The sequence below is a fragment of the Phascolarctobacterium sp. Marseille-Q4147 genome (assembly GCF_017968825.1).
Taxonomy (GTDB): Bacteria; Bacillota; Negativicutes; order Acidaminococcales; family Acidaminococcaceae; genus Phascolarctobacterium_A.
On record NZ_CP072874.1, the window covers coordinates 259,606 to 277,822 of the forward strand.

Genomic DNA, 18,217 nt, shown 5'->3' on the forward strand with positions numbered 1-18,217 from the left:
GTAGTTTTATTTATAGACAGGATGGTTACGAACTGTCTGTTATGAACTTCTAGGATATTATACAGCATATCGCGCTATTTGTCCAGCATAAGAAAATAGCATAATCAAAAACAGACACCGCCGACATACTTAAAGCATATCGAGGTGTCTGTCTTAAAAGCGTTATAGCTTATCTATTATTATACAATCGCTTTATCAGGCTTTACAAAGAACCAGGCAATAGCACCGCAGATACCGGTTACAGCAGTTGCTGCCAAAGCAGCCTGCCAGCCATAGTTTGTTGCAAACCAGGCAGTAACGGTCGGAGCCAGTACACCGCCAATATTGCCCCAGAAGTTCATCCAGCCGGATACGGAACCGGCAAATTTACCGCCCATGCTGATAACGCTGGACCAGGAAGCACTCATGGTCAAGCCGAGAGAACCTAAGGATACGGAAAGCCAGAGAACATTCATCATCGGATCGGCAGTACGGGTGGAAATATACAGCGCACCTGCACAAAGAAGAATACCTGCAGCACCGGTTGCAGTCTTAACCATGTTCTGAGACATGCCGCTGCGCAGCAGTTTATCGGAATAGTGACCGCAAAGAGTAACCACAGCCATCAGAGAAATCCAGGGAGCAGCTGCCCAGATACCCATTTTTGCTAAGGAGAATTTGTGCACCTCCATGAGATACATCGGCAGCCAAGCCAGGAATACGTACATGATATAGTCAGTAATCAGGAACTGAATACCCAAAGCCCAGAATTGGGTAGAACGCAGCAGCTTGCCCCAAGGAGCAATCTGCTTTTCACCGGTTGCTTCCACGCGGCCTTCGTTAATGTGAGCAAGTTCTGCTTCATTAACGTAAGGACTGTCCTTCGGATCATCTGTAACATATTTATGCCATGCCCAAGCCAAAATCAGACCAACTACACCAAAGCTGAGGAATACATGATGCCAGCCAAAGGTAGTCATCAGCCATACTACAACAGCAGGACCGACTACAGGACCAAAGAAGCAGCCATTGAGAATAAAGGAGCTTGCCTTACCCTTTTCGTCTTTATTAAACCATTTGTGCTCAGCCATTGCGAACGCAGGATAAATAGGTGCTTCGCCCAAGCCAAACATCAAACGTACAATTGCAAAGGTATACTTACCGCTTGCCACAGCAGTCAAGGCAGTAAATACAGACCACCAGCCGCAGGCAATAGAACCGGTAAAGCGATGGCCGAATTTTTCAGCCAGCATACCTCCCGGAACCTGCATTAAAGCATAACCGGCGAAGAAGAAGGATTGAATAAGGCCCATATCAATTTTTGTAAAGCCAAATTCCTTCATGATTACAGGTGTTGCAACAGAAAGGTTAACGCGGTCCATGTAGGATACAAAGCTGATAGCAAAGATCAGCCACGCTACCTTCCATCTAAAGTTTGTCATTTTCATAGTTTTCTTTCCCTTCATAAAAAACAAATTCTGTTCTTTTATATATCTTCTGCCGAACAGTTAACAATAATGATACTATTTCTTCTCAAAACTGTCAATGTTTTTCGCTCGTTTGATTTGTGCGAATATACGTCCACTGTATGAGGATGTTTGGATTTTTTATGGAATCGAAGAAATGCGTCGTAATAGTATATTGCAGCAACGTAAATCGAAGAAGCGAGTCCGCAGGACGACGCTGATTGATAAGAACACAAGTAAATTGAGCGAGAGGTATATCGTGTAGGGAATAGCAATTTTAGCGAATGAGCATTTGGAACCATAGAAACAAGGCAACCAAAACCTAACTATTACTTTCGAACAAAATCGGCGCCGCACGTTTCGTTATGATTCCACTCATTTACACGTTCTTAGACACAAGTAAATTGAGCGAAAGGTATATCGTGTAGGGAATAGCAATTTTAGCAAATGAGCATTTGGAACCATAGAAGTGTCGCAATTGTTTGAGCGCTAAACTTAACTTATATTGAAGAATTTTTTAGCTTCGCGCGAGTTTTGCGGCACTTCGTCCTGGTTCCATGCGAAATTTGCGTTAAGAAATTGCTGCTGACTGAAACGATATACCTCTCGCGAATAGAGAAAGTTTGATAGAAAACCTGACACATGCTTGCGCGTCGCTCTGCTCCTTCAAGCATGGCTATCTATCCCTCCAAAAATGCTCCTTATTCAGTCGCATTTTCGGAGAAAGCTCCACCATCTCGATTTCTCACGTCGCAAAGCTCGTGACAAATCGGGTGTCGCTTCTCAGTCGAAAAGCATGTAAACATGCTTTTCGACATGCCTCGCCGCTTACACGTCTATTCGTCGCATAGCTCCTTTAGACGTGGCGGCTGGGCAGCCAGGCCCGCTGCTGGTCATAAGATAAATGCAGGCAGAAAAAAAGAACTCACACAATGTGTGAGTTCTTTTTTTCTAACCGGCAGCTATCTATCCTCCCAGGCCGCTTCCAGCCAAGTACTTTCGACGTATAAGGGCTTAACTACTGTGTTCGGGATGGGAACAGGTGGATCCCCTTAGCCATCACCACCGGATTATTCAATTGAGGTTTGTACCCTCAAAACTTCAACAGAAGAATTTCTTTAAGATTAGGCTTACTTCTTTAAGTCAAGCCCTCGACATATTAGTATCGGTCCGCTGAATACATTACTGTACTTACACTCCCGACCTATCAACCTCGTCTTCTCCAAGGTGTCTTACTAGATTACTCTATGAGAGATCTCATCTTAAGGCTGGTTTCACGCTTAGATGCTTTCAGCGTTTATCCTTTCCGAACGTAGCTACCCAACTATACCTCTGGCGAGATAATTGGTACACCATTGGTTCGTCCACTCCGGTCCTCTCGTACTAGGAGCAGCCCCCTTCAAATCTCTTGCGCCCGCGATGGATAGGGACCGAACTGTCTCACGACGTTCTGAACCCAGCTCACGTACCACTTTAATGGGCGAACAGCCCAACCCTTGGGACCGACTTCAGCCCCAGGATGTGATGAGCCGACATCGAGGTGCCAAACCTCCCCGTCGATATGGACTCTTGGGAGAGATTAGCCTGTTATCCCCAGGGTAGCTTTTATCCGTTGAGCGATGGCCCTTCCACTTGGATGCCACCGGATCACTAAGCCCTACTTTCGTACCTGATCGCCGTGTTTGGCTCTCAGTCAAGCTCCCTTCTGCCTTTACACTCTTCGCGCGATTTCCGGCCGCGCTGAGGGAACCTTTGGGCGCCTCCGTTACTCTTTGGGAGGCGACCGCCCCAGTCAAACTGCCCGCCTGACACTGTCCCGAGTTTCGTTACTCCTACGGTTAGAATTCCGATACATCAAGGGTGGTATCCCAACGGCGGCTCCACGAAGACTAGCGTCCTCGCTTCCATGCCTCCCACCTATCCTGTACGTGATGTATCAGAACCCAATGTCAGGTTACAGTAAAGCTCCATGGGGTCTTTCTGTCCAGTCGCGGGTAACCTGCATCTTCACAGGTACTTCAATTTCACCGGGTCCCTCGTTGAGACAGTGCCCAAATCGTTACACCTTTCGTGCGGGTCGGAACTTACCCGACAAGGAATTTCGCTACCTTAGGACCGTTATAGTTACGGCCGCCGTTCACCGGGGCTTCGGTCGAATGCTTTGGATTGCTCCGGACATCCTTCCTTAACCTTCCGGCACTGGGCAGGTGTCAGCACCTATACGTCAGATTTCTCTTTAGCAGGCACCTGTGTTTGTGGTAAACAGTCGCTTGGGCCTCTTCTCTGCGACCGCCTCATGCTCCGTCTGTACAGACTTCACAACAGCGGCTACCCTTATCCCGAAGTTACGGGTACATTTTGCCGAGTTCCTTAACGAGGGTTCTCCCGCGCACCTTAGGATTCTCTCCCCGCATACCTGTGTCGGTTTACGGTACGGGCGGTAATTCTCTAACTAGAAGCTTTTCTCGACAGTGTGGGGTCAGCAGCTTCAGTTCCGTTTCCGGAACCTCCACATCACGCCTCAGACTCACAGGTTGCGGATTTGCCTGCAACCTATCCTACACGCTTGTACAGGAACAACCAATCTCCTGCCTGCCTGCCCTCCTGTGTCACTCCATCGCTCAAACAATCATTACCGGTACTGGAATATCTGCCAGTTGTCCATCTCCTACGCTCTATGCCTCGGATTAGGTCCCGACTTACCCTGGGACGACGATCGTTGCCCAGGAATCCTTATGCTTTCGGTGGAATGGATTCTCACCATTCTTTTCGCTACTCATACCAACATTCTCACTTCTGTGAAGTCCACCGTTCCTTACAGAACGACTTCAGCCCTCACAGAACGCTCCCCTACCCCACGACATATGTCGTAGCCACAGCTTCGGTTTCGTACTTTAGCCCCGGTAATCTTCGGCGCAGGGTCTCTCGACCAGTGAGCTATTACGCACTCTTTAAATGGTGGCTGCTTCTAAGCCAACATCCTGGTTGTTTTAGAGACCCCACATCCTTTTCCACTTAGTACGACATTGGGGACCTTAGCTGGTGGTCTGGGCTGTTTCCCTTTTGACCACGGATCTTATCACTCGTAGTCTGACTCCCAAGCTCTACAGTATAACCATTCGGAGTTTGACAGGGTTCGGTAACCTTTATGGTCCCTAGCCCGATCAGTGCTCTACCGCCTATACTTACTACTTGAGGCTAGCCCTAAAGCTATTTCGGGGAGAACCAGCTATCTCCGCGTTCGATTGGAATTTCACCTCTACCCACATCTCATCCTAAAGCTTTTCAACGCTCACAGGTTCGGTCCTCCACGCAATTTTACCTGCGCTTCAACCTGGACATGGGTAGATCACTGCGGTTTCGGGTCTACGTACACTAACTATTCGCCCTCTTAAGACTCGCTTTCGCTTCGGCTCCGTGTCTTCCACTTAACCTCGCTAGTGCACGTAACTCGTTGGTTCATTCTTCAATAGGCACGCCGTCGCTTTCGCTCCGACTGCTTGTAGACATACGGTTTCAGGTTCTCTTTCACTCCCCTCCCGGGGTTCTTTTCACCTTTCCCTCACGGTACTATGCGCTATCGGTCGCCATTCAGTGTTTAGGGTTGGAGGGTGGTCCCCCCGGCTTCCCACAAGATTCCTCGTGCCTCGTGGTACTCTGGATACTGCTCATCTCTCTGGTCTTTAACCTACGTGGCTTTTACACTGTTTTGCCTACCTTTCCAGGTAGTTCGGATAGACCATTGAGACTAACCGCAGTCCTCACCCCCGGCGAGCCGTAGCTCACCGGTTTGCCCTCTGCCCTCTTCGCTCGCCGCTACTGTGGGCATCTCGTTTGATTTCTCTTCCTCCGGGTACTTAGATGTTTCAGTTCCCCGGGTTCCCTTCCTTTCGGATACCTGCCCATGACGGCAGGTGGGTTTCCCCATTCGGATATCTACGGATCAATACTTGCTTGCAGTTCCCCGTAGCTTTTCGCAGCTTACCGCGTCCTGCATCGGCTGATGGCGCCTAGGCATCCGCCGTATGCCCTTAGTAGCTTGACTTTTTCAGCTTACTAAGAACTTTGCGTTCCTAGATCTCGTTAACTCATTCTCTTTGCTTTCGCATTGATTAGAGGTGCCTTGTCATCTCATCAATAACAAGGACTTTTTATTCTTCTGTTTGAAGTTTTCAAGGTACAATAGAAGGTTTTTTGAACCTTCAAAACTAAACATCAACCTAAGCGAATGTGCGTCGACTTGTCGTACGAACAAGTTTCCTCGTTCATGTACTCCATAGAAAGGAGGTGATCCAGCCGCACCTTCCGATACGGCTACCTTGTTACGACTTCACCCCAATCATCGGCCCCACCTTAGACGGCTGGCTCCTTACGGTTACCCCACCGGCTTCGGGTGTTACCAACTTTCGTGGTGTGACGGGCGGTGTGTACAAGGCCCGGGAACGTATTCACCGCAGTATGCTGACCTGCGATTACTAGCGATTCCGACTTCATGCAGGCGAGTTGCAGCCTGCAATCCGAACTGAGATCGGGTTTCTGGGGTTTGCTCTGCCTCACGGCTTCGCTTCCCTCTGTTGCCGACCATTGTAGTACGTGTGTAGCCCAAGACATAAGGGGCATGATGACTTGACGTCATCCCCGCCTTCCTCCAAGTTGTCCTTGGCAGTCTCCTATGAGTCCCCGGCATTACCCGCTGGTAACATAGGATAGGGGTTGCGCTCGTTGCGGGACTTAACCCAACATCTCACGACACGAGCTGACGACAGCCATGCACCACCTGTTTTCATGTCCCCGAAGGGAAAGCTCCATCTCTGGAGCGGTCAATCAATGTCAAGCCTTGGTAAGGTTCTTCGCGTTGCGTCGAATTAAACCACATACTCCACCGCTTGTGCGGGCCCCCGTCAATTCCTTTGAGTTTCATCCTTGCGGACGTACTCCCCAGGCGGGGTACTTATTGCGTTAACTCCGGCACAGAAGGGGTCGATACCTCCTACACCTAGTACCCATCGTTTACGGCCAGGACTACCGGGGTATCTAATCCCGTTCGCTACCCTGGCTTTCGCATCTCAGCGTCAGACACAGTCCAGAAAGGCGCCTTCGCCACTGGTGTTCCTCCCAATATCTACGCATTTCACCGCTACACTGGGAATTCCCCTTTCCTCTCCTGCACTCAAGTCTTCCAGTATCCAGAGCCATACGGGGTTGAGCCCCGCATTTTCACTCCAGACTTAAAAAACCGCCTACATGCTCTTTACGCCCAATAATTCCGGACAACGCTCGCCACCTACGTATTACCGCGGCTGCTGGCACGTAGTTAGCCGTGGCTTATTCGTTTACTACCGTCATTACAAGTCATTATTCACAACCTGCACATTCGTCATAAACAAAAGAGCTTTACGGAACGAATTCCTTCATCACTCACGCGGCATTGCTCCGTCAGGCTTTCGCCCATTGCGGAAGATTCCCCACTGCTGCCTCCCGTAGGAGTCTGGGCCGTGTCTCAGTCCCAATGTGGCCGTTCATCCTCTCAGACCGGCTACTGATCATCGCCTTGGTAGGCCGTTACCCCACCAACTAGCTAATCAGACGCAGGCCCATCCTCTAGCGATAGCTTATAAATAGAGGCCATCTTTCACAGCATCCTCATGCGAGATTGCTGTCACATTCGGTATTAGCACCCCTTTCGGGATGTTGTCCCCATCTAGAGGGCAGGTTGCCCACGCGTTACTCACCCGTTCGCCACTAAGATTACCGAAGTAATCTCCGTTCGACTTGCATGTGTTAGGCATGCCGCCAGCGTTCGTCCTGAGCCAGGATCAAACTCTCCAATAAAGTTTATTGAAGAACTAATCTAGCTCTTATTATTTAAAAAAGAAGTTATTTGACTTGGTCTTGCGCTTTCGCGCTCGACCCGCACATTCGCTTTTTTCTAGGTTCAATGTTCAGTTTTCAAGGTTCAGTGCCTAGCGACTTTGGCTTTTGTTTTGTTGCCGTATCGCGTCGACTTGTATATAATACCATGTGGCCTGCATTATGTCAACACCTTTTTTGTTACTTTTTTAACATTTTTTTTGTGAAACACTAGGGTTCGTGTAAAAAGGAACATGCTTGATTATCGCCTTTTTCGGCATCAAAATTTCTAAAAAAAACTTCAAAAAAAGTTAGATTTTCTACAGAAAAACGGCAAAATCTGCGTAAAAAAATGCTTTTTCTTCAAAAAAATTCCAAGATTTTTTTGCTTTGTACTGCTTTTTTCTTTTATACTTTTTAACCGCAATCTGTAAAAAAATCAAAAAATGCGCTCTGCTTTCGCAGAGCGCACGAGAAACCATCTGTTATTTTTCGTAAGTGAAGTTGTTGATATGCGGACGCAGATCCTCGCCTTCCTGTGCTTCGGCAGACAGAACGGCCTGAACAATGATAGCATTCTCCAGACGTTTCTTTTGCAGACGACAACCATACTCATACGGCTTGGTAATATCGCCGTTAATTAAATCCGCATTGGCGTGGCAGCCACCGCTGCAGAAGAAGCGAGCCCAGCATTTGCTGCACTCCGGCTTAGTAAGAACATGGGTATGACGGAACTTCTGCACCATTTCAGGTGTAACAATACCGGTATCCAGGGTGCCCATCTTATATTGTTCACGGCCGACAAACTGGTGGCACGGATAAATATCGCCATCAGCGGTAATGCAATAGTATTCATGACCGGCGCCGCAGCCTGCCAAGCGCTTAGCTACGCACGGACCGTTATCAAGTGCTACATTAAAATGGAAGAAGTCAAAGGGATCGCCTTCACGACGACGCTCCAGATATGCGCGTGCCAGCTTATCATATTCATTGAAAATAACCGGCAGATCTTCTTCGGTCAATACCCAAGGTTCATCAATACCTACTACAGGCTCTACGGAAATCTCCTTGCCCACCTTAGTCATATCAAGCACATCCTCACAGAAATGGGTGCTGAAATGGGTATAGGTGCCGCGCAGATAGTAGTTTTTGCCCTCACGGCTGTCAATTACCTTCTTGAAGCCGCGTACTGCTGCATCATAGCTGCCGGCTTTATTCGGGAACGGACGCATAGCATCATGAGTTTCCTTCTTTCCATCCAGGCTCAGAACCAGCATAACACGGTTATCGTTGAGGAATTTAATATTATCATCATTCAAAAGAGTACCGTTGGTAGTAAGCGTCAGCTTAATATTCTTACCGGTTTCTTTTTCGCGACGGCGTACATATTCGGTAATATGTACAACAACAGGCCAGTTCATCAGCGGTTCACCGCCGAACATATCCAGCTCCAGGTTATGGCGCTTCTTGCTGCCTTCAATAGCAAACTCGATAGCCTTTTCCGCAGTTTCCTTGCTCATGAGCTGACGGCAGCCACCGAAAGAACCGGTGTCGGCAAAGCAATAACCACAGCGCAGATTGCAGTCATGGGTTACAAGCAGACACAGGGATTTGACAATCGGCTTTTCGGCAAAAGTCGGCGGCACGTCAAAGGAAGGGCTGAAAAGCAGGCCTTCATCCTGCAGGCCGTGCATTTCTTCCAATGCATCGCGCAAATCCTCTTCGCTGTATTTATCCTTCAAAGCAGCCATAGCCTCAGCATCATTGCTGCCATCATAATAATCGAGTAAATCGTAAATAACATCGTCTACAAGATGAACGGCACCGCTGTTGATATCCAGCACAGCCATATTGTCATCAAGACGCATTTTATGTATCAGCATGTATTCCAACCTTTCTTTTTTACATAGATAGTAAAACAGCCCCCTGCACCAGACAGGGAGCTGCATTAAGCTCAGATATTATTTGCAGTGTTCGCAAACCTGGTTGCCAACGGTGCAGGAAGTTTTGCAAGCGGATTGGCAGGAAGCCGGGCACTCGCCGCAGCCACCGGTACGCAGAGTTTTGTTCAGCATTGCTTTATTAACAGTTTTGATGTGTTTACGCATAACGATTACCTCCAAAAAAATATATTATTACTTGTTTTATTTTACCTTGTTTTTGCCTATTTTGCAAGGATTTTTTTAAATTGCTCATTTACAAATACTATTTCGCGACCTATATTCTTCCATTGCATTATCTGTTTTATTATAGCCTGTTTAAACGCTTTTATCCATACAACACCTGTCAGAAAATCATTGCAATACGCGGATAGAAATAATTTAATATTATTTTCTGCTATTTGCTACCCAACCTCAATAATGTATAGTCATGCATTCATAGTAAAATTTCATCGTATATGCTAGAATATTCTTAGTAATTATATAGGAGGTCTGCTTGCTATGAAAATAACACGTATTTTAATCCTTCTGAGCGCTGCCGCCATGCTGACGTATGGTATCTGCAACAGAGAATATCTTGCCGTCTGGCGCAAGGCAGCGACAATTTGTCTGGAGTGTATCGGCATTGGTTAAACGTAAGCTTGTACAAATTTGCACCGCCCTCCTATATAACGGCAATTTTGCAGGCTTTACCGATGGCAATATCTGGAAGGGCAGCAGCAAGAATCTTTGCCTGCCTGGTTTGAACTGCTATTCCTGCCCCGGAGCCTTGGGCGCCTGCCCGCTTGGTTCGCTGCAAAGCTCGCTCAGCGGTGTATTTTTGCGCATTCCCTTCTATGTGCTGGGCTTTATTCTGCTCTTTGCGTTAATCTTTGCGCGTCTTATCTGCGGCTGGGGCTGTCCCTTCGGCCTTGTGCAGGAATTGCTCTACAAAATTCCTACGCCTAAGCTGCAGCGCAACCGCTTTACCTATCTGCTCAGCTATCTGAAATATTTTATTGCATTGATTTTTCTTCTGCTTTTGCCCTTAGCCTTTTATCATTTCACCGGCAGTGGCGTACCTGCCTTCTGTAAATTTATCTGCCCAGCAGGTACTTTGGAGGCTGCTCTGCCCCTGGCATTTTTCAAGCCGCAGATTCGTGAGCTTTTGGGCCATCTGTTTATCTGGAAGCTGACACTGCTGTGCCTTACCGTACTGACAGCCATTTTCATCTATCGCCCCTTCTGCCGCTTCATCTGCCCTTTAGGCGCTATTTACGGACTGTTTAATAAAATCTCCCTCTTTGGCATGAAGGTTAATACTGTAAAGTGCATCAACTGCGACCGTTGTATGGAGCATTGCAAAATGGATTGCCGGCATATAGGCGACAGCGAATGTATCGCCTGCGGTGAATGCCGCAAGGTCTGCCCGGTAAAGGCAATTTCTCTAGGCAAAAAGTTTTAATTTATATACACCTTTTTCTCTTATTCTTATAAGGAGGTCAACATGAAAAAAATCCTGCTTACCTTATCTATGACTGCGCTGCTATTATTTACCGCAGGCTGCAGCTGTCCCTTCTCCGATAAAACTGCCGACAGCAAACCGCAAATGAACACCGCTGCTGCCTCAGCTGCCGAAGTCGCACCCGATTTCAGCTACAAAGAGTTAGGCAGCGGCAAAACCATGCGCCTGAGTGACTTAAAGGGCAAGCCTGTCTTTATCAATTTCTGGGCGACCTGGTGCCCTCCCTGTGTCGGCGAGCTGCCTCATATTGAAAAGAAATACGCCGAATACAAAGACAAAATGCATTTTGTTATTCTCAGCGTAGATGATAACGAACAGGATCCTGCACGTTTCATTAAAAGCAAGGGCTACACCTTCCCCGCTGCCTACGGCAACCATCAGTCACTCGGACGAGCCTACGGCATTGACGCTATTCCGGCATCCTACATCATCAGCGCCGACGGCCATATAGTTGCACGCATCGTCGGCAGCATGAACGAATCTTCCCTCGATGCCTTCCTGCAGAAGGCCTTCTAAAAAGCTAAAAGCAGTCCCGCAACCTTTTTATAAGATTGCAAGGACTGCTTTTTTTACGCCTTCAGCCAGATGCCGGCCTTATAACCGCGCACACCCAGCATCGCCGCACCAATGCAGAGCACAACATCAGGAATAACCTGCAGAATACCGCAGTACCAGATAACCGCCCACACGGAAATCGGAGCATTGATTATATAATTGGACACAACGTAGAACCAAACTAATCCGAACAGATAAACAATGAACATACCGACAAGATTTGCTTCCAACAGGCTACGGAAATTAATTTGCTTAGCCTTGCGCGCCCAGGCACCGTTTACCCATGCCTGCACGATAAAGCCCAGCAGATAACCGAACGTCGGCTGCGCAATATAACCGGGTCCGCCGCCTGATGCAAAAACAGGAATTCCGACCAGACCCATAACAACATAAGTGCCGACGGCAATCGCACCCAGACGCGGTCCGAGCAGCAACCCGGCCAGCAAAGTAAACAAAAACTGCAGTGTATAGACATCAGTGCCTACCGGAATTTTAATAAACGTTCCCACAGTAATAAGCGCAATAAACAATGCGCATAAAATCAGTTCCTTCGTACTCAAATGCATATTTTACGCCTCCAAAGCTTCTGTAACCTCTGTTACAGTTCATAGTTTATAGGATACGCCAGTTTTTATTTATTGTCAACCTATTTTATTTTTACGGTTAACATTGCTTGCAAAAGAAAAGGGAGACAACCGTCTCCCTAAATTTTCCTTACCGCACAAATATGTCGCGCACAATATTGATATCAATGCCCTTGGTCTGCAAAAAGCCGAAGAAATATGCCTGCTCCAGGCGTTTCTTGAAGCCTTCAAGTCCGTTACCGTCATCGGCAACGGTTACGCGGTACATTTCGAAAGGTGCCTTTTGATAAGTCGCCGCCGTATTAACACCTACGTGACCTGTCAGCGCCCTGTAAAAACCGTATTTTTTCGCTGCAGCAATAACCCTGTCGTTATAGCTGCCGTTAGGATAAGCCAAAGTACGCACAATATAACCGTCAAATTTTTTCTTCAGCCAATAACGCGACGTATCCGTTTCCCATACCAGATATTTTTCATCGATAGCAGCCAGCGGATTATGGCTGTAGGTATGCGAACCAAGCTCCATGCCGGCAGCAATCAGCTCCTTGATTTCCTGCTCATTCATATGCAGCTCATCGCCGATGTCCCTATTGATGACAAAGAAAGAACCTTTGGCATCATATTTCTGCAATAACGGCAGGACTACACTGTGATTATTCTTATAGCCATCATCAAAGCTCAAGGCAACGTACTTATCTACACTTTTTCCCTGCTGCAGACGCTCTGCCAGCTCTGCTACCGTCACAATCGTGTAGCCCTGCTCCTTCAGGTACTTCAAATGTGCTTCAAACAGCTCCGGCTTCATAATCAGCGTTTTTGGCCAGTCTGCGCCTTCTTCCGGACCGACAGCGTGATACATCAGTACCGGTGCACCGGTTTTCCTAAAGGCCGCATATTCCTGCTGCCAACGCTCACCGTTAAGCTTCCATGCAACACCTGCAGCCGCCAAAAGTACGACAACCAGCGCCAGGAATACTAAGCATACTTTCTTAATCATTTATCTGCTTTCTCCAATTCCATACCTAAACCTACTGCAATATCCTGCAGCTTTTTCAAACGATGATTTATGCCGGATTTACCCAGGCCACCGGAGTATTCCACCAAATCATTTAACGATACATCGGGATACTGCAGACGCAGACGCGCCGTATCCTGCAATCCCTGAGGCAGCTCGCTCAAGCCCATATGCTCATCAATATAATGGATACAGCTTACCTGACGCACAGCCGCCTTAACCACCTTGTTCAGGTTTGCAGTTTCACAATTTACCGCTCTGTTGACATTGTTGCGCATTTCCTTGACAATGCGGACATTTTCCAGCTCCATCATCGCATTATGTGCACCGATAACACTCAGGAAATTGATAATGCTTTCGCCATCCTTCAGATAAACAATATACTCGTTTTTTCTGTCGGTCAGCTTGGCCTTCAAGGAAAAGCTCTGCATAACCTTAATAATCGTATGAGCAAAATTCTCGTTGCCGGTAACCATCTCCAGATGGTAATCGCTGGCCGGACGGCTGATGCTGCCGCCGCCCAAAAAGGCTCCGCGCAAAAAGGTACGCTTGCCTTCGTGATGCGAAAGCAGCGGATTTTTCAAATCGCCCTCTACACTTAAGAGCTGCAGCTCGTTCAGCGCCTTGCTTACCTGCGGCGCCGGCACTACATGTACCTGATAACGGTTATTCTTCTTCAAACGGCGTGAACGGGTAATAACTACCTCCGTCTGCACTTGATAATTGCTTTTCAACAGCTGCAGTACACGTCTGGCCAAAGCAGCATTTTCTGTAGAAAAGTGGATACCTATATTCATACCGCGGATAACAATTGCACCGCTCATACGCAAAAGACCGAGCAGCTCTGCTTTGTCACCGGTCGCATCGTTAGTTTCTATACGAGATAATTCATTTTTTACATCATTGGAAAAAGACAAGCAGACTCCTCCCTTCTCAGCCGACAAGGCTGCAGCGTCTGTTTTTATTTCTGTTTTTATTTCTGTTTTTATTTCTGTTTTTATTTCTGTTTTTATTTCTGTTTTTATTTCTGTTTATACAGCTTCTTCATGCCTGCACGCATAAAGAAATAATCAAAAAACTGCATACCGCGCCCAAAAAGACGCAGACGATAAATCAAAGCAATAAGTACACGCGCTAATTTACGCGGATCATGACGCACCAGATCATCCTTGCTTATCAAGCGCGCCGGCACAACCGTAATTCCCAGACTGCGGATTTTATCAATATCCGGCGTAATAGGACGCGAGCCTTCAGCATCATACTGACGCAGCTGCTCCGAAGTAACATCCTGGGAATTGACAATAGCGTAATCCAAGAACTGTGTACCGACATGGTCAATCAACGCCTGTACATGGTCATAAGCACCGTAGCCGTCGGTTTCGCCGGGCTGTGTCATAACATTGCAGATGTAAATTTTGATTGCCTTCGAGCGTACAACGGCATCACGGATTCCCTCAACCAACAGGTTAGGAATAACACTGGTATACAGGCTGCCCGGTCCGAAAATAAGTACATCGGCGTTTAAAATTGCATCGATAGCTCCGTTTGCCGCCTGTGCATCCGCCGGCAGCATCATCATCTTCTTAATATGCTTGTGCACCTTAGGAATCTCTGATTCGCCAGTCACAATGCTGCCGTCAGTCATCCGTGCCTGCAGGCGGATATCCTCCAGCGTAGACGGAATAACCCTGCCGCGTACCTTCAGAATCTGGCTCGTAGCATTGAGTCCGGCCTCCATGCCACCTTCAGCCTGTGCCATCGCCGCAATAAACAGATTGCCGAAGCAATGCCCTGCAAGCGGGGAATCGCCCTGAAAGCGGTACTGCATCAAACGTTCCATCAATGGCTCGCGGTCAGCCAGAGCCGTTAGGCAGTTACGCAAATCACCGGGCGGAATAATACCCAGCTCCTTGCGCAAACGTCCGGAAGAACCGCCGTCATCAGCAGTTGTTACTACGGCCGTACAGTTATTAGTAATATACTTCATGCCGCGCAGCAGCGTCGACAAACCGGTACCGCCGCCGACAACGGTAATGGCAGGGCCACGTGTCAGCTTGCGCTGCATAAAAATCGTTTCCATCAATGAACCGTTTTTGTCGGGCACTACAACAGATACTACCGAACTGATTAAGCGGCGTGTTCCGTACACCATAATAGCAAAGCCCACGATAAGAAAGCCCACGCCCATCGTCATAATCAGGCCGTTTGAATAGCGTCCTGTTGTCAGATAGGTCATCTGGAAAAGCAGTTCTTCTGCCTTGCCCATCAGCTGATAATTAAAAAACAAAGCCAGTCCCAAAGCACATAAAAGTACACCTACCGCAAAAAGCAGCAGCCAGCGCTTCAAATTAATGCCGGGACACAGCCAACTAATCCAACCCATTAGGCTCCTCCCTTACTTTCTGTGAGGAATATCACGATGCGTCACATCAACGCTGTAACCCTTTTCACGCAGATATTCGTACAATTTATTGGCAATAAAAACGCTGCGGTGCTGTCCGCCTGTGCAGCCTACGCTGATAACAAGCTGTGCCTTGCCTTCGTTAATATATTGCGGTACAAGAAAATCAAGCAGCTGCTCCTCCAGCTTAAGATACTGGAAGGTCTGCGGATAGCGGCAGATAAAATCCGCTACCGGGCGGTCGTTGCCAGTCATATTGCGCAGCTCCTCCACATAAAACGGATTCGGCAAAAAGCGTACATCAAGCACCAAGTCACTGTCCAGCGGCAGGCCATGCTTGAAGCCGAACGAACGCACAACAATGCCCATACGCTCTTTAGAAGAGCCCTCGCCAAACATTTCCGTTACCTTAGCCTTCAGCTGTGCCGTAGTCAGCGTTGAGGTATCAATAATATGCGTAGCCTTTTCGCGCAGCGGATCAAGCAATTCACGCTCACAAGTAATATTCTTCAGCAAGGTATTGCGCTCACCCAAGGGATGACGACGACGCGTTTCCTTGTAACGGCGCACCAGTGTCGCATCGGAAGCATCCAAAAACAGCAGCTCATATTTTTGGCCGCTGGCCTCCATCTCATCCAAAACCTGCAGCAGCTTATCAAAAAAGCGTCCGCCACGGATATCAACAACAAGAGCTACCTTGTCCTCCGAGGTCTGACGGCAAAGCTCCGCAAACTTAGGAATCAAGGTTGCCGGCAAATTGTCAATGCAAAAGAAATTTAAATCCTCCAGGGTACGCACAACCTGCGTTTTGCCTGCACCGGACATACCGGTAATAATAAGAAAGTGTGACTGCATTTTGCTTCACCTCTTGAAAGTCATTAGTAAATTATATTATATCATAAAATTTGCCGTAGAGGGCAGTGCGTCCGCAAATAAATGATGGATTGATGATGCAGAAGATGGTGCGTTATCGAATAAATGCGTGCGTCAGAACGTGCCGGATTCAAAGAAGCAATCCCGACGGCGTATTTCTCATACGTCGAGGGAATGGTGATGCGTAAGACGGTGCGTTATCACGCACGCATAAAAAAATAAGCAGACTGGTCGCAACTCCAGTCTGCTTATCTTTTTGAGATTTTAAGGTGTAAGATTTGTATTAAAAATTCATGGAAAACTAATTAATCAAGATTCGGCACGCTGCGCGGACGGTCAAGATCCTTGAGCATCTGCATATCGCGATCAGTACCACGGCCGGCAGTAGTCAAGTAACCACCAATCATAATGCCGCTTGCACCGCCATTGAGTGCCAGTGCCTGCAGGTCACGCAGGTTTACTTCGCGACCGCCTGCGGTACGGATTTGTGCCTTCGGCAGAACAAAACGGAAAACAGCGAACGCACGCAGAATTTCCAGCGGCGGCAGCGGTTTGTTGTTTTCAAACGGAGTGCCCGGAATCGGAGTCAGCATATTCAGAGGTACACTGTCAATACCAAGCTCCTTCAGAGTGAAGGCCCATTCTACACGCTGCTCACGTGTTTCGCCAAGTCCTAAAATGCCACCGCTACAAACCCGCAGGCCGGCAGCCTGTGCATTTTTGATGGTAACAAATTTATCAGCATAGGTATGAGTAGTGCAGATATTCGGGAAATTGCTGCCTGCGGTTTCCAGATTGGAATGATAGCGGGTTACACCGGCTTTGCGCAGCTCTTTTGCCTGCTCTACAGTCAAAATGCCCAAAGAAGCGCAAACTTCAATGTGCAGTTCTTCTTTAATACGTTTCAGGGTACGGCAGATATTTTCAAAGTCATCGGCCTTGCTCTGTCCGCGACCGCTGGTAACGATGGAGAAGCGTACAGCGCCTGCTTCCTTAGCTTTTTTAGCTGCATTGAAGATTTCCTCTTCGCTCAGCAGGCCGTATTCCTTAACACCGGTATGATAATGTGCGGATTGTGCGCAGAACTTGCAGTTCTCGCTGCATTTACCGCTACGGCCGTTGATGATTGCACAGCAGTCAACAGCATCGCCGGCATATTTTTGGCGAATCTTGTCAGCCATGGCCAAAAGCAGCATGGTGTCATCATCGCTCACGTTAATCAAAAATTCAGCTTCTTCTTTAGTAATAGCCTGACCGTTCAAAACCTTCTCGGCCAGTGCAATAATCTTTTGCATTGTAATTCACATCCCTAACCTTAGTAGTTAACCGACGCTATTCGTTGGTTAACTGTATCTATTATATAGCAGAATTCCGCTTGCGTCAACCGTTAATTTGCAGAAGTTAACTTCAATATAACAAAAAGCACGCCATGCCGCGAGCCAAAGCTCACAGCGCAGCGCGCTATTACAGTAAATATCAGCGAATACCCGCGATACCCAAAATCAAGCCCAAAACACCGCTCACGCACAGGGTACGGATAACACTCATCTTATGACGGATACACCACAGAGAAATCGGCAGCACAATGCAGCCAAGCAAATCCACCTTGGTAAAATCCTTCGGCAGTGTTTCCGTATTCCACAGCGCCAGCATTACAAAGCTCAATCCGGCAGAGCAGATGAGTGCCACAACCGCAGGACGCAGACCGTTCAGAATACCGCGAATCGGACCGATATCGCCATATTTAAAGAATAATTTTGCGAGTGCCAGTACAATGAACACCGACGGAAAAACAAAACCCACAGTTGCAGCAATAGCACCGGGCAAGCCTGCAACCTTTGTACCGACGAACGTCGCTGCATTGATACCGATTGGACCCGGTGTCATCTGCGAAATAGTAAAAATATCAATAAACTGCGGCATAGTCATCCATGCATGATTTTCAATAACCTCCGCCTGAATCAACGGCATAGAAGCATAACCGCCGCCGACGCAAAAGGCACCAACCTTGACAAAGCTCCAGAAAAGCTCCCAATAAATATACATCTCG

Annotated in this window: 13 protein-coding genes and 3 rRNA genes; 3 read left to right on the forward strand and 13 right to left on the reverse strand. The window is 47.7% G+C overall.

Annotated features, from left to right (window positions below):
• Positions 1-179: 179 nt before the first annotated feature.
• From KAH19_RS01105 to scfA, 6 genes are all read right to left on the reverse strand, one after another.
• A complete protein-coding gene (locus KAH19_RS01105; protein ID WP_021719876.1) occupies positions 180-1,427 on the reverse strand; it encodes an MFS transporter in 1,248 nt (415 codons plus the stop codon).
• Positions 1,428-2,398: 971 nt separating this feature from the next.
• A 5S ribosomal RNA gene (gene rrf, locus KAH19_RS01110) occupies positions 2,399-2,515 on the reverse strand.
• Positions 2,516-2,584: 69 nt separating this feature from the next.
• Positions 2,585-5,490: ribosomal RNA gene (locus tag KAH19_RS01115) — 23S ribosomal RNA — on the reverse strand.
• Between the two features lie 235 nt (positions 5,491-5,725).
• Positions 5,726-7,277, reverse strand: a 16S ribosomal RNA gene (locus tag KAH19_RS01120).
• The 16S, 23S and 5S rRNA genes sit together here, the layout of an rRNA operon.
• Positions 7,278-7,780: 503 nt before the next feature.
• Entirely contained in the window at positions 7,781-9,178 is a 1,398-nt protein-coding gene (gene scfB / locus KAH19_RS01125; protein WP_210684776.1) for a thioether cross-link-forming SCIFF peptide maturase, read from the reverse strand.
• 78 nt (positions 9,179-9,256) lie between these two features.
• Positions 9,257-9,403: a six-cysteine ranthipeptide SCIFF gene (scfA, locus tag KAH19_RS01130; protein WP_009145710.1), complete on the reverse strand. Its 147-nt coding sequence runs from the start codon at positions 9,401-9,403 to the stop codon at positions 9,257-9,259.
• Positions 9,404-9,736: 333 nt separating this feature from the next.
• Between scfA and KAH19_RS10900 the strand changes: the two genes are divergently transcribed.
• Genes KAH19_RS10900 through KAH19_RS01140 form a run of 3 tightly spaced genes read left to right on the forward strand, consistent with a single transcriptional unit; the run spans position 9,737 to position 11,255 of the window.
• A complete protein-coding gene (locus KAH19_RS10900; protein WP_021719506.1) occupies positions 9,737-9,868 on the forward strand; it encodes a CD1871A family CXXC motif-containing protein in 132 nt (43 codons plus the stop codon).
• Positions 9,861-10,679 (forward strand): 4Fe-4S binding protein, encoded by an 819-nt coding sequence (locus KAH19_RS01135; protein WP_246869383.1) that lies wholly within the window; start codon positions 9,861-9,863, stop codon positions 10,677-10,679. Before KAH19_RS10900 ends, KAH19_RS01135 begins: the two co-directional genes overlap by 8 nt.
• A gap of 42 nt (positions 10,680-10,721) precedes the next feature.
• Positions 10,722-11,255, forward strand: coding sequence for a TlpA disulfide reductase family protein (locus KAH19_RS01140; protein WP_210684778.1), 534 nt, complete (start codon positions 10,722-10,724; stop codon positions 11,253-11,255).
• A gap of 53 nt (positions 11,256-11,308) precedes the next feature.
• On the opposite strand, the gene KAH19_RS01145 is transcribed toward KAH19_RS01140, so the two are convergent.
• From KAH19_RS01145 to KAH19_RS01175, 7 genes are all read right to left on the reverse strand, one after another.
• Positions 11,309-11,860 carry a biotin transporter BioY gene (locus tag KAH19_RS01145; RefSeq protein WP_210684779.1) on the reverse strand — a complete coding sequence of 184 codons (552 nt, stop codon included), beginning with the start codon at positions 11,858-11,860 and terminating at the stop codon, positions 11,309-11,311.
• 148 nt (positions 11,861-12,008) lie between these two features.
• Positions 12,009-12,875 (reverse strand): polysaccharide deacetylase family protein, encoded by an 867-nt coding sequence (locus tag KAH19_RS01150; protein WP_210684780.1) that lies wholly within the window; start codon positions 12,873-12,875, stop codon positions 12,009-12,011.
• A complete protein-coding gene (gene whiA / locus KAH19_RS01155; protein WP_246869384.1) occupies positions 12,872-13,810 on the reverse strand; it encodes a DNA-binding protein WhiA in 939 nt (312 codons plus the stop codon). The genes KAH19_RS01150 and whiA overlap by 4 nt, the downstream gene beginning before the upstream one ends.
• Positions 13,811-13,914: 104 nt before the next feature.
• On the reverse strand, positions 13,915-15,276 hold the full coding sequence (yvcK, locus tag KAH19_RS01160) for a YvcK family protein (RefSeq protein ID WP_210684782.1): 1,362 nt from the start codon (positions 15,274-15,276) through the stop codon (positions 13,915-13,917).
• Between the two features lie 12 nt (positions 15,277-15,288).
• Positions 15,289-16,149 (reverse strand): RNase adapter RapZ, encoded by an 861-nt coding sequence (gene rapZ / locus KAH19_RS01165; RefSeq protein ID WP_210684783.1) that lies wholly within the window; start codon positions 16,147-16,149, stop codon positions 15,289-15,291.
• A gap of 323 nt (positions 16,150-16,472) precedes the next feature.
• Positions 16,473-17,462 (reverse strand): biotin synthase BioB, encoded by a 990-nt coding sequence (bioB, locus tag KAH19_RS01170; protein ID WP_210684784.1) that lies wholly within the window; start codon positions 17,460-17,462, stop codon positions 16,473-16,475.
• Positions 17,463-17,643: 181 nt separating this feature from the next.
• The gene (locus KAH19_RS01175) at positions 17,644-18,213 is read right to left on the reverse strand and encodes a chromate transporter (RefSeq protein WP_210684785.1); all 570 of its coding nucleotides are present in this window, start codon (positions 18,211-18,213) and stop codon (positions 17,644-17,646) included.
• Between the last annotated feature and the right edge of the window lie 4 nt (positions 18,214-18,217).